An 11,973-nucleotide genomic window follows, 5' to 3' on the forward strand; every position below is an offset into this window, starting at 1 on the left:
TGGCGGCCCATGGCGCGCGGCGAAGGCGCACCTCGGGCGTGGATTCCGGTCAAACGGCCATGCGCGGTGGCCTGAAGGCCGGTGGCGGACCGGTTCCCTCCGGCAACAGGCCGGTCGGCGCGAAGGCAGCGGACGCGCGGGGCGGCGCCGAAAAGGCCGCCGCCGTGGCGATTCCCGACAGCATCATCGGGCAGGCGCCGCCGCAGGACAGCCCATTCCTTCCCGCGCAGGCGTCATCCGCCGGTGGGGCATGGTCCGCATCGCCCACCCAAAGGCTCATAACCGGAGCGGGTGCCGGAGCGGCGGGCGGGGCGTGGGTCTGATGGGCGCCGGCATGGACATGCGCCTGCACGGGGGTAGGGGCGAACAGCGCCAGCGCGGCCAGCACCAGCAGTCCCGCCACCAGCCGCCCGATCGGCATAATCCCGAAAAGGGTGCATCCACCCCGCGCCATCTCCGTTTCCCGTCCCTGTGTGGGCGTCACCGCACACAGTTTCCACCTTCCAGCGGCGGGAAGGTCAAGCACATTTTTGCGCTGCCGCCGCCGCCCCTGTCACCGGCCTGGACAGCCTCGCCGTGCCGTGATATCTGCAGCCCGAACCAAGTGAGTTAGTACTCACTTATGCAATAAGGCTATTCATGGGACGGCTGGACAACTCGGCCCGGCGCGCGGCGATCATCGACGCGGCCCTTCCGCTGTTCGCGCGCAAGGGATTTGCCGCCACCACGACGAAGGAGATCGCGCAGGCCGCCGGCGTGTCGGAGGCGCTGATCTTCAAGCACTTTCCCAGCAAGGCGGCCCTCTACGAGGCGATCTTCCGGTCCTGCGTGGATGGGGACGAGGAACTGGCGCAGCTTCTGGCGATGCCGCCCAGCACGGCCACGCTGGCCGCCTACGTCCAGGCGATGGTGAGTTGCTACGTCAACGATCTGCCCAGCGACCGGGACAACCTGCTCCCCCGCTACCGGCTCTATTTCATGAGCCTGCTGGAGGACGGGGAGTTCGCGCACATGGTGCGCCGCTGGATGTCGGAGCACATCGTCCCACCCTTCGTGGCCTCGCTGCGCGCCGCCCGCGCCGCCGGGGACCTCGTCCCCTCGGCGCCGGTGACGGAGAACGCCTTCTGGATGGCGGAAATGCTGGGGTCCACGCTGGCCACCATCCACCTTCCCCCGACCCCGGTCGTGCCCTCCCTGACCGATCCGCGGACGGCGGTCCCCGAAGCGGTCGCCTTCATCCTCCGCGGCCTCGGCCTGAGGGAGGAGACGGTCGCCCTTTACACGCGGTCATTGCATTGCACCCAATCAACAGAACCAGAACCGACCTGTTCGAGAGAGGCTGATCGTGACGAGTGACACCGACCATTCCGTTCACGCGCCGGAACGGACCACCGCGCGCCGTCCGGTCACCCGCGGGCGGCTGGCTTTCCGCATCATCATCATGGCCGTCATCCTGGCCCTGCTGTTCGGCGGGCTCTACGCCTTCAACAGCTTCCGGGAAAAGGCCATCGCCGACTTCTTCGCCGGCAACAAGCCGCCGCCCACGCCGGTGTCGGTCGCCCAGGCGACGGCGCAGTCCGTTCCCAAATTCACCACCGCCATCGGCACCCTGACCGCCAGCCGGCAGGTCACGGTGGCGCCGGAGGTGGTCGGGCGCGTGACCCAGATCTTCTTCGAATCGGGCGCCCGCGTGAAGGCCGGCGCCCCGCTGGTGCAGCTCAACGACGCGCCGGACCAGGCGGATCTGCTGGCCTACCGCGCCCAGGCGAAGCTGGCGGAGAACAACCTGGAGCGCGCCCGCAACCTGCTGCGCAACCAGGCCGGCCCGCAGGTCACCGTCGACCAGAACCAGGCGCAACTCGACGAGGCCAACGCCAACATCAAGAAGACCGAGGCGCTGATCGCCCAGAAGCTGATCCGCGCGCCCTTCGACGGCGAGTTGGGCATCCGGCAGGTGAATGTCGGCGAGTATGTCAGCGCCGGCGGCCCCATCGTCACGCTGACCGACCTGTCCAACCTGTTCGTGGACTTCACCCTGCCCGAGCAGGCGCTGAGCCAGATCCGCATCGGCCAGCCGGTGCTGGTCGCCGCCGACGCCGCCCCCGGCGCCAGCTTCAACGCGGCGATCTCCACCATCGAGCCTCAGGTCAGCCCGGATACCCGCGCCATCAAGGTGCGCGCCACGCTCCAGAACCCCGAGCGCAAGCTGCTGCCCGGCATGTTCGCCAACATCCGCGTCGTCCAGCCGGCGGCCCCGGACCGCATCGTCGTGCCGGAAACCGCGGTGGACTACACGGTCTACGGCGACAGCGTCTTCGTCGTCGCCGCGCAGAAGGACGGCGAGGGCAAGGAGGGCTATGTGGTCAACCGCGTTCCGGTGAAGACCGGCGACCGGTTCGACAACAAGGTGGAGATCCTGGAGGGGGTGAAGCCCGGCGACCGGGTGGTGTCCTCCGGCCAGCTCAAGCTGAACAACGGCGCCGCCGTGGTGCCGACGGAAGCGAGCGCGCTGGTGCCGCCGCAGACCGTTCCGCGCAACTGAGGACCCGGCCATGTCATTCACCGACATCTTCATCCGGCGGCCGGTCCTGGCTCTGGTGGTCAGCCTGCTGATCCTGCTGGTCGGCATCCGGTCGCTGACGGATCTGCCGATCCGCCAGTATCCGGAGCTTCAGAACACCGTCATCACCATCACCACCGCCTATCCCGGCGCGGCACCCGACCTGATGCAGGGCTTCATCACGACGCCCATCGAGCAGGCGGTGGCGACGGCGGAAGGCATCGACTACATCACCTCCTCCTCCACCCAGGGGGTGAGCCTCGTCACCGCCTACATCCGGCTGAACTTCAACCCCAACGTCGCGATGACCGACGTGATGTCGAAGGTGCAGCAGGTCAAATACCAGCTTCCGCGCGAGGCCAACGACCCCGTGATCCTGAAATCCACGGGCGAGACGACCTCCATCCTCTACATGGGCTTCGCCAGCGCGGAGCTGTCCGGGGCGGCCATTTCCGACTATCTGACGCGCGTGGTGCAGCCGCTGCTGTCCACCGTGCCCGGCGTGGCGGAGGCCCAGATCCTGGGCGGGCAGACCTTCGCCATGCGCGTCTGGCTGGACCCGGACCGGATGGCGGCCCGCAACATCGCCGCCGCGGACGTCCGGGCGGCGATCCAGGCCAACAACTACCAGTCCGCGCCCGGGCAGGCGAAGGGCGTCTTCGTCGTCTCCAACATCACCACCAACACCGGCCTGACCGACGTGGAGCAGTTCCGGCAGATGGTGGTGAAGTCCAAGGACGGCGCGCTGGTCCGCATGAAAGACATCGCCCAGATCGAGCTGGGCGCGCAAAGCTCCAACGCCAGCGTGTCGATGAACGGCCAGCAGGCGATCTTCATCGGCGTCAACTCCACCCCCACCGGCAATCCGCTGACCATCGTGGAGGACATCCGCAAGCTGGTGCCGGAGTTGGAGCGCAACCTGCCGCCGTCGCTGAAGATGGAGATCGTCTACGACTCCACCCGCTTCATCCAGGCCTCCATCGACGAGGTGCAGAAGACGCTGCTGGAGGCGGTCGGCATCGTCATCGTGGTGATCTTCCTGTTCCTGGGCTCCTTCCGGTCGGTGCTGATCCCCATCGTGACCATCCCGCTGTCCATCGTGGGGGCCGCGACGATCATGCTGGCCATGGGCTTCAGCCTGAACCTGCTGACTCTGCTCGCCATGGTGCTGGCCATCGGCCTCGTGGTGGACGACGCCATCGTGGTGGTGGAGAACGTCCACCGCCATCTGGAGGAAGGAAAGTCGCCCGTCGAATCCGCGCTGATCGGCGCGCGGGAGATCATCGGGCCGATCATCTCCATGACCATCACGCTGGCCGCGGTCTATGCCCCCATCGGCTTCCTCGGCGGGCTGACCGGCGCGCTGTTCCGCGAGTTCGCCTTCACGCTGGCGGGGGCGGTCATCATCTCGGGCGTGGTGGCGCTGACCCTGTCGCCGATGATGTGCTCCGTCCTGCTGACCTGCGACATGAACGAGGGCCGCTTCGCCCGCTTCGTGGACCGCACCTTCGAACGGCTGGCCGGCTGGTACGGGCGGCGGCTGGCCGGCGCGCTGGACTTCCGGGCGGCGACCCTGCTGTTCGGCTTCGGCGTGCTGCTCAGCGTCGGGTTCCTCTTCGCCAACACCATGTCGGAACTGGCGCCGGAGGAGGACCAGGGCATCCTGTTCGGCATCACCAAGGGGCCGCAATACGCCAACCTCGACTACATGGACGCCTATGGCCGCCAGATGGACGAGGTGTTCACCCATTATCCGGAGACCGACACCCGCTTCGTGCTGAACGGCATGCCGACCCTGACCCAGGGCTTCGCCGGCATGATCCTGAAGCCGTGGGACGAGCGCACCCGCAGCGCCAAGGAGCTTCAGCCGCTGGTCCAGGCCGAGCTTGCCAACGTCGCCGGCACGCAGGTGTTCCTGGTCTCGCCGCCGGCCCTGCCCGGCTCCACCGGCGGCCTGCCGGTGCAGATGGTCATCAACAGCCCCGGCGACTACAAGACCATCTTCGACGCCATCGAACGCATCAAGGCCGCCGCCACCGAAAGCGGCATGTTCATCGTCACCGACAGCGACCTGCAGTTCAACAGCCCGGTCATCCGGCTGCATGTGGACCGCTCCAAGGCGGCGGACCTGGGCCTGTCCATGCAGTCGATCGGCGACACGCTGGCCGTTCTGGTCGGCGGCAACTACGTCAACCGCTTCAACCTGAACGGACGCTCCTACGAGGTCATCCCGCAGGTTCCGCGCGACAAGCGCCTGACGCCGGAGACGCTGACCCGCTACTACGTCACGGCGGGCAACGGCGCGCAGATCCCGCTGTCCACCGTCGTCTCCATCGAGACGGCGACGGAGCCGAACGCCCTGACCAAGTACAACCAGCTTCCCTCCGCCACATTCTCCGCCGTGCCGATGCCGGGCGTGACGATGGGGCAGGCCGTGGAGTTCCTGGAGCAGAAGGCCCGAGAGATCCTGCCCGCCGGGTTCGGCCATGCCTACCTGTCGGAATCGCGCCAGTACGTGACGGAGGGCAGCCAGCTCATGGTCACCTTCGTCTTCGCGCTGGTGGTCATCTATCTGGTGCTGGCGGCGCAGTTCGAGAGCCTGCGCGACCCGCTGGTGATCCTGATCTCGGTGCCCATGTCGATCTGCGGGGCGCTGCTGCCGCTGTTCTTCGGTCTGGCCACCATGAACATCTACACCCAGGTGGGTCTGGTGACGCTGATCGGCCTGATCAGCAAGCACGGCATCCTGATGGTGGAGTTCGCCCGCGAGATGCAGATCAACGAGCGGGTGGACCGCCGCACCGCGATCGAGCACGCGGCCCGCGTCCGTCTGCGCCCGATCCTGATGACCACGGCGGCGATGGTGGTGGGCCTTCTGCCGCTGCTGACCGCCGCCGGGGCCGGTGCGGCCAGCCGCTTCTCCATCGGTCTGGTGATCGTGTCGGGCATGCTGATCGGCACGCTGTTCACGCTGTTCGTCCTGCCGGCGGTCTACACCATCCTGGCGAAGGACCACTACGCGGCGTCGGTCTCCCGCCGCGCGCGGGAGATCGCGGCGGCCTCGCGGTAACGCCAAGCCGGACTGCGGTTTTTCCAAACCCCCTCGCCCGTGCCTGGGCGAGGGGGTTTTTTCCTGTCGATCGGAACTTGGCCTCGCGGTCGGGCATTGATCGGACCCTGCCCGGGATGGGGGGAAGGAACCCGACACCTGCATCCTGCACACCGTCACCCAAAGGTGCCGCAACGGTTCCCGCGATCCGTCACGAACTCATCGACGATTGAGGGATAAGGAAATTCACACGCTATAAGTGTGTCGCGTCCTAGCCGATAGGGGCTGCCAAGCCTCGAACCACCATCGGCAAGGACACACACATGCCCGTTATCATCCGTCATCTCGACACCGCCACGAATGGGGCACAGCCCCGGTTTGCGGACGCCATCGAATTGGCCCGGCAATGCGTGGACCAGTATCAGCTCAACATCTCGCTCGGGCCGGGGGGAGGAATTGCCAATGGCAGTTGCTGGGCGGCGGTCGCGGTGAATCCCAGCCCGGACTTTCCCAACCTCACCCCGATAAATCCGGTCGGCGCGATTCCTAATGGCGGCGGCGTTGCGACGGTTGGCGGCCTGGGCTATGGCATCGCCTTCGGAAACTCCCAAATCGCGACGATCGCTGCCAACGTTCCCGTTCCCGGCTTCAACGGCGGCGGACACGCTGAACGGGTCGCGATCAACACCGCCGGCCTGCCCAATCTCCACGCTCCCGGCAATCAGGCGGTCATGTTCGTCCAGTTGCATCCCTGCAATGGGCCTGGAACGCATCAGTGCCAGGCATGGCTGAATGGGCTCGGTCTCGGAGCCGTCACGCTGAATGTCTACTACCGGTTCGCATACCCCGGCGGGGTCGGCGCCATGACGACCTGGAACGGACAGGGACGAGCGGCTCAGCAGGCGGACATCGGGACCTGGTGATCCCAAACGGGGTCTTCCCAGCCCCGTTTCCGGCTCCGCCGGGACAAAGCTCTTGACCGCAAACAAGCCTGGGTCTGGGTCATGACGGCCGCGTCATGCCCCAGACCGGTGCGGATCACATGCTTATGCTGTGGAGTTTCGGGCTCAGCCAGCCACGGTGGCGGCATCAGCCCCCGCACCCGCCATCACCCCCAGCCGCTTGGCGATGCCGGCGCCATAGGCGGGGTCCGCCGCGAAGAAGTGCTTCAACTGGCGCTGCTGGATGAAGCCCGGCGCCTGCCCCAGCGAGTCCGCGATGTTGTCCATCAGCCGCTCCTGCGCCTCCGCCCCGATCAGGCGGAACAGGGCACCGGCCTGGGCATAGTCGTCGTTGCCCTCGCGGTGGTCGTAGCGGGCGGCGTCGCCGGAGACGCGCAACGGCGGCTCGGCCACTGCCCCGTTCTGCACCGGGCCGCCGAAGCTGTTCGGCTCGTAGTTCGGACCGCCGCCGCCGTTGCCGTCGAAGCGCATCGCCCCGTCGCGCTGATAATTGCGGGCCTTCGCCGCGTGCGGGCCGTTGACCGGCAGCGCCTGATGGTTGGCGCCCAGCCGGTAACGGTGCGCGTCGGCGTAGGCGAACAGCCGGCCCTGCAGCATCTTGTCCGGGCTGAAGGAGATGCCGGGGACAACGTTGGCCGGGCTGAAGGCGGCCTGTTCGACCTCCGCGAAGAAGTTCTCCGGGTTGCGGTTCAGCACCAGCTCGCCGAATTCGACCAGCGGATAGTCGGCGTGCGGCCACACCTTGGTTAGGTCGAACGGGTTGATGCGATAGGCGCTGGCCTCCTGCTCCGGCATGATCTGCACCGACACGGTCCAGGCCGGGAAATCGCCGTCCCGGATGGCGGCGAACAGGTCGCGGGTTGCGTGGTCGGGATCAACGCCGGCCATGCGCACGGCCTGCTCCGCCGTGAAGTTCTGGATGCCCTGGCGGGTCTTGAAGTGGTACTTGACCCAGAAGCGCTCGCCCGCCGCGTTGATCCACGAGAAGGTGTGGCTGGAGAAGCCGTCCATGTGGCGGTAGCCGCGCGGCGTGCCGCGGTCGCTGAACAGGACCGTCAACTGGTGCATCGTCTCCGGCGACAGGGAGAAGAAGTCCCAGACCGCCGTCGGGTCCTTCAGGTTGGTCGCCGGGTTGCGCTTCTGCGTGTGGATGAAGTCGGGGAACTTCAGCGGATCGCGGATGAAGAAGACCGGCGTGTTGTTGCCGACCATGTCGTAATTGCCGTCCTCCGTGTAGAACTTGACGGCGAAGCCGCGCGGGTCGCGCTCGGCGTCGGCGGAGCCCTTCTCGCCGCCGACCGTGGAGAAGCGCAGGAACACCTCCGTCTCCTTGCCGATGTCCGACAGGAACTTGGCCGACGTGTAGGGCGTCACGTCCTTCGTCACCCGGAAGACGCCATAGGCGCCGGCCCCCTTGGCGTGGACCACCCGCTCCGGAATGCGTTCGCGGTTGAAGTGAGCCAGCTTCTCGATGAGGTGGAAATCCTGCATCAGCACCGGACCGCGCGGGCCGGCGGTCAGCGAATTCTGGTTGTCGGCAACGGGGATTCCGGCAGCGGTCGTCAGGGTGCTCATGGCTCAACTCCTTGCGTTTCTTATCGGTCGTCTCGTCCGCTTTGCCCCCTGGTTATCCCGCCGCATCGTTGATATATCCAAGACATCGTTTCAAATGCTTCGATAGCTTGATCCTATGAATCTTGCCGGCTTGTCCCTTCGCGATCTGGAGTATGTGGTGGCCGTCGCCGAGCAGCGGCATTTCGGCAAGGCGGCGGAGCGTTGCTCCGTCAGCCAGCCCTCGCTGAGCGCCCAGATCCGCAAGCTCGAAGACCTTCTCGGCATTCCGCTGTTCGAACGGACGAGCCGCCGCGTGCTGCCGACCCCGCAGGGAGAGGTGGTGATCCGGCAGGCCCGCGTCGTCCTGGAGGAGGCGCGCCGCCTGCTGGCGCTGGCTCGCGGGACGGAGGGGACCTTGCACGGCCCACTCTCCATCGCGGCGATCCAGACGTTGGGGCCGTACCTGTTCCCCCATGTCCTTCCCGCCATGCGCCGGCATCTGCCCGACGTCCAGCTCGTCCTGTCCGAGGGACGCACCGACGGCCTGCTGGAGGAGTTGCGGGAAGGGCGGCTGGACGCCGTTCTGCTCGCCCTGCCCGTCGATGGCGACGGGCTGACCTGCGACGCCCTGTTCTTCGAGCCCTTCGTGTTGGCCTACCCTGCTGGTCACCGGCTGGAAAGCCTGCCCTCCATCGCCCTGGCCGACCTCGACCCCGGCGAGCTGGTGCTTCTGGAGGAGGGGCATTGCCTGCGCGATCAGGCGCTGGCCGCCTGCGGCGCCACCACCCGCGGCATGCGCCACGCCACCGGGCTGGAGACGCTGCGCCACATGGTCGCCAGCGGAACCGGCTACACGCTGATGCCGCGGCTCGCCACCGGGGATGGGGAAGCGGCGACGGTGGGCGGGTTGATCGCCTACCGCGATTTCCAGGGCGACCCGCCGGGCCGGGTCATCGGGCTGGTCTGGCGGGCCAGCGACCCGCGCGCCGCCGGCTTCCGCGCCCTCGCCCGGAGCCTGCGCGACGCCACCCCACCCGGCCTGCGCCGGATCGACGGCTCAGCCGCCCCGTGAGTCCGGTTCCGCCATGAAGGCGAGGTGGTGCAGCACGATCCCGCTGGTCGTGGCGACGTTCAGGGAATCGAAGTCCGGCGCCATGGGGATGCGCACCGTCCGCGTCCGCGCCAGGACGGAGGCCGGCAGACCCGGCCCCTCCGATCCCAGGAGCAGCGCCGCGCGATCCGGACGGCGCAGGCCCGCCAGGGTCACCGCACCCGCCGGACTCAGCGAGACCGCCGCGAAACCATGCCGCTCCAGCAGGGCGACCGGATCGGTTCCCGCCGGAATGCGGACGAAGGGCACCCGCAGCGCCGCCCCGACCGACACGCGGATTGCCTTGCGGTAGAGCGGATCGCAGCAGCCGGAATCGAGCAGCACCGCATCCACCCCAAAGGCCGCCGCGTTGCGGAAGATGCCGCCCACATTGTCGTGGTTGCCGATCCCGCAGAGCACCAGGACGGTCGCCCGCGGTAACAACCCGGCCAGAAGCGCGTCCGGCTCCGGCATCGGCGCCGCCCGTCCCAGACCCAGGATGCCCCGGTGCAGCGGAAATCCTGCGATGACGTCCAGAACCTCCTGCCGGGCGCTGTAGACCGGCACCCCGGCTGGCAGAGCCGCCAGCATCGGCTCCAGCCCGGCGATCCGCTTGTCCGCGATCAGCAGGGACAGGGTTTCGTGGCGCGAGGCGGTCAGCAGGGTCCGCAACACCACCGCGCCTTCGGCGATGAAGCGTCCCTCCCGTCCCACGAGGTCGCGCTCCTTCACGTCGCGGTAGGCGGCGATCCGCGGGTCACCGGGGTCTTCGATGGGAATGATGGGTGGCATGACGCTTGTGTAGCGTCCCCGGCGCCGCACCGGAAGGCCGGAAAACGAAGGACCGGTGTGAGGGGCGCCACTTCCGCGCCGGCCGAAGTCCGATAGACCGATACGGCAACGCGGGGCGGCCGTCCCCGCCGGAACGGAGGAACCGCCCATGCCCCACCTGTCCACCGTCCTCGCCTTTGGCGCAGCCCTGCCGAAATCGCTCACCGCGGCGCTGCTGGGCGTCTGCCGCACGCTCAAGACGCACCGGTCCCGAAGCTGGACGTCAGGCGCCTGCGACCGCATCGACGACCATCTGTTGAGGGACATCGGCATGAGCCGCAGCAGCCTGATGGCCGCCGAACGCCTGAAGAAGCCTCGGCACGGCGAAGCGCGTGACCGGGGCCACTGATACGGCGCTTGCTGATACGGCGCTTACGGCTTGCCCACCGGGGCCACCCGCAAGACCTCGCCGCTGTTCTCGTCGGTCAGCAGATACAAGGCACCGTCCGGCCCCTGGCTGACCTGCCGGATGCGCTTGCCCAGATCGCGGAACATACGTTCCTCGTGCTTGATCTTGTTGCCGTCGAGTTCGAGCCGGACGACCTCCTTGGTCGCCAGCCCGCCGTTGAACAGGCTGCCCTTCCAGCCGGCAACCGCGTCACCCGTGTAGAAGGTCATCCCGGAAGCGCCGATGACCGGGGTCCACTGGTAAACCGGCTCCTCCATTCCGGGGGCGCTTGATTTGCCCGTCCCGATCGGCGTTCCGTTGTAATTCACGCCATAGGACACCACGGGCCAGCCGTAATTCTTGCCCGGCTCCGGCACGTTGATCTCATCGCCGCCGCGGGGACCGTGCTCGTTGATCCACAGAGCGCCGGTCTGCGGATTCAACGCGGCGCCCTGGATGTTCCGGTGGCCGTAGGACCAGATCTCCGGCAGCGCGTCGGACCGGTTCACGAAGGGGTTGTCGGCGGGAACGGAGCCGTCGCGGTTGATCCGCACCACCTTGCCGAGATGCGAGTCGAGGTCCTGGGCCTGCGTCCGGAACCGCTCCAGCGAGCGTTCGCCCAGCGTCACATACAGGTGGCCCTGCCGGTCGAAGACCAGCCGCGACCCGTAATGCATCCGGCTTTCCACTTTGGGCTTCTGCGAGAAGATGACCTGGACGTCGGTCAGGGCGGTGCCGTCGGCGTTCAGCGCGCCGCGCGCCACGGCGGTGGAGTTGGTGCCGCTCTCCGGCCCCGGTTCGGAGTAGCTGAGATAGACAAAGCGGTTCTGCGCGAAATCCGGGTCCAGCGCCACGTCGAGCAGTCCGCCTTGCCCCCGGTCATCGACCTTCGGGACGCCCTTCACCGGCGCGGAGAGCGTGCCGTCCTGCGCCACGATGCGCAGCCGGCCGTCCTTCTCCGTCACCAGCATCCGGCCATCGGGCAGGAAGGCCAGTCCCCAGGGATGGCTGAGACCGCTCACGACGGTCTTCACCGAGACCATCGCCTTCTCGGTCTTGAACACCTTGTCGACCGCACCGGCGTCCGTGACGCTCAAGCAAGCCGCAAGGGCGGTGGCGGTCATCAGGGCGGCGGTTCGGCCCATGCGCATTCTTCGTCCTCCCACGTCATCGCTGTCGATGCGTAGGTGGGGGCACAGCCGCTCCGAACAAGATACCCAAGCCAACCCCAACCCTCATAGTCCCTTCCCTCACCTCCGGCGGGGGAGGTTTAGGGAGGGGGTCCAGCGCCCGCACCCCCGACACAAACTTTCACCACACCAAACGACGAAAAGCCGGCGCTTCCCTTGCGGAAAAGCGCCGGTTTTGTCGTCCATGAAGCCGATTGTCGCGTGACTGTACAACGTTCCGCGGCGTCCGGACCGGTTTTGGTCGGGCGTGTGCCGTGGTGACCTGGCGGCGACCTACTCTCCCACGTCTTGAGACGCAGTACCATCGGCGCTGAGGCGTTTCACGGCCGAGTTCGGGATGGGATCGGGT

Annotated in this window: 10 protein-coding genes and 1 rRNA gene; 6 read left to right on the forward strand and 5 right to left on the reverse strand. The window is 67.5% G+C overall.

Going from position 1 to position 11,973, the window contains the following annotated elements:
* Nucleotides 1-49: 49 nt before the first annotated feature.
* Nucleotides 50-454, reverse strand: coding sequence for a hypothetical protein (locus DS843_RS28380; protein ID WP_149472180.1), 405 nt, complete (start codon nucleotides 452-454; stop codon nucleotides 50-52).
* Nucleotides 455-639: 185 nt separating this feature from the next.
* On the opposite strand from DS843_RS28380, the gene DS843_RS28385 reads away from it, so the two are divergent.
* The 4 genes from DS843_RS28385 to DS843_RS28400 all read left to right on the forward strand — a co-directional run bounded on the left by DS843_RS28385 (nucleotide 640) and on the right by DS843_RS28400 (nucleotide 6,532).
* Nucleotides 640-1,356, forward strand: coding sequence for a TetR/AcrR family transcriptional regulator (locus tag DS843_RS28385; protein WP_149472181.1), 717 nt, complete (start codon nucleotides 640-642; stop codon nucleotides 1,354-1,356).
* Nucleotides 1,346-2,542 (forward strand): efflux RND transporter periplasmic adaptor subunit, encoded by a 1,197-nt coding sequence (locus tag DS843_RS28390; protein ID WP_149472182.1) that lies wholly within the window; start codon nucleotides 1,346-1,348, stop codon nucleotides 2,540-2,542. Before DS843_RS28385 ends, DS843_RS28390 begins: the two co-directional genes overlap by 11 nt.
* A 10-nt stretch (nucleotides 2,543-2,552) precedes the next feature.
* Nucleotides 2,553-5,630: a MexW/MexI family multidrug efflux RND transporter permease subunit gene (locus DS843_RS28395; RefSeq protein WP_149472183.1), complete on the forward strand. Its 3,078-nt coding sequence runs from the start codon at nucleotides 2,553-2,555 to the stop codon at nucleotides 5,628-5,630.
* Nucleotides 5,631-5,932: 302 nt separating this feature from the next.
* The gene (locus tag DS843_RS28400; protein ID WP_149472184.1) at nucleotides 5,933-6,532 is read left to right on the forward strand and encodes a cytidine/deoxycytidylate deaminase family protein; all 600 of its coding nucleotides are present in this window, start codon (nucleotides 5,933-5,935) and stop codon (nucleotides 6,530-6,532) included.
* Between the two features lie 144 nt (nucleotides 6,533-6,676).
* Here DS843_RS28400 and DS843_RS28405 read toward each other — a convergent pair whose 3' ends face one another.
* The gene (locus DS843_RS28405; protein ID WP_149472185.1) at nucleotides 6,677-8,146 is read right to left on the reverse strand and encodes a catalase; all 1,470 of its coding nucleotides are present in this window, start codon (nucleotides 8,144-8,146) and stop codon (nucleotides 6,677-6,679) included.
* Nucleotides 8,147-8,276: 130 nt separating this feature from the next.
* Here DS843_RS28405 and DS843_RS28410 point away from each other — a divergent pair, with 130 nt between their 5' ends.
* Nucleotides 8,277-9,197 carry a LysR substrate-binding domain-containing protein gene (locus DS843_RS28410; protein WP_475849439.1) on the forward strand — a complete coding sequence of 307 codons (921 nt, stop codon included), beginning with the start codon at nucleotides 8,277-8,279 and terminating at the stop codon, nucleotides 9,195-9,197.
* Here DS843_RS28410 and DS843_RS28415 read toward each other — a convergent pair.
* Nucleotides 9,183-10,007, reverse strand: a complete 825-nt coding sequence (locus DS843_RS28415; RefSeq protein ID WP_149472187.1) for a TrmH family RNA methyltransferase — start codon at nucleotides 10,005-10,007, stop codon at nucleotides 9,183-9,185. The genes DS843_RS28410 and DS843_RS28415 overlap by 15 nt on opposite strands.
* Nucleotides 10,008-10,155: 148 nt before the next feature.
* On the opposite strand from DS843_RS28415, the gene DS843_RS28420 reads away from it, so the two are divergent.
* On the forward strand, nucleotides 10,156-10,395 hold the full coding sequence (locus tag DS843_RS28420; RefSeq protein WP_149472188.1) for a hypothetical protein: 240 nt from the start codon (nucleotides 10,156-10,158) through the stop codon (nucleotides 10,393-10,395).
* Between the two features lie 23 nt (nucleotides 10,396-10,418).
* Here DS843_RS28420 and DS843_RS28425 read toward each other — a convergent pair whose 3' ends face one another.
* Entirely contained in the window at nucleotides 10,419-11,585 is a 1,167-nt protein-coding gene (locus tag DS843_RS28425; protein ID WP_286192375.1) for a PQQ-dependent sugar dehydrogenase, read from the reverse strand.
* A 299-nt stretch (nucleotides 11,586-11,884) separates the two neighbouring features.
* A 5S ribosomal RNA gene (gene rrf / locus DS843_RS28430) occupies nucleotides 11,885-11,973 on the reverse strand; the annotation flags it as partial.

This window comes from Roseomonas genomospecies 6, from assembly GCF_008365375.1.
In the GTDB taxonomy this organism is placed as follows: Bacteria; Pseudomonadota; Alphaproteobacteria; order Azospirillales; family Azospirillaceae; genus Azospirillum.

Excerpts from the sequence above, each read along its gene's own strand:
- DS843_RS28400 (WP_149472184.1), top strand. The coding sequence starts at position 5,933 with ATGCCCGTTATCATCCGTCATCTCGACACCGCCACGAATGGGGCACAG.
- DS843_RS28395 (WP_149472183.1), top strand. The coding sequence starts at position 2,553 with ATGTCATTCACCGACATCTTCATCCGGCGGCCGGTCCTGGCTCTGGTG.
- DS843_RS28425 (WP_286192375.1), bottom strand. The coding sequence starts at position 11,585 with ATGCGCATGGGCCGAACCGCCGCCCTGATGACCGCCACCGCCCTTGCG.
- DS843_RS28420 (WP_149472188.1), top strand. The coding sequence starts at position 10,156 with ATGCCCCACCTGTCCACCGTCCTCGCCTTTGGCGCAGCCCTGCCGAAA.
- DS843_RS28405 (WP_149472185.1), bottom strand. The coding sequence starts at position 8,146 with ATGAGCACCCTGACGACCGCTGCCGGAATCCCCGTTGCCGACAACCAG.
- DS843_RS28380 (WP_149472180.1), bottom strand. The coding sequence starts at position 454 with ATGGCGCGGGGTGGATGCACCCTTTTCGGGATTATGCCGATCGGGCGG.
- DS843_RS28385 (WP_149472181.1), top strand. The coding sequence starts at position 640 with ATGGGACGGCTGGACAACTCGGCCCGGCGCGCGGCGATCATCGACGCG.
- DS843_RS28415 (WP_149472187.1), bottom strand. The coding sequence starts at position 10,007 with ATGCCACCCATCATTCCCATCGAAGACCCCGGTGACCCGCGGATCGCC.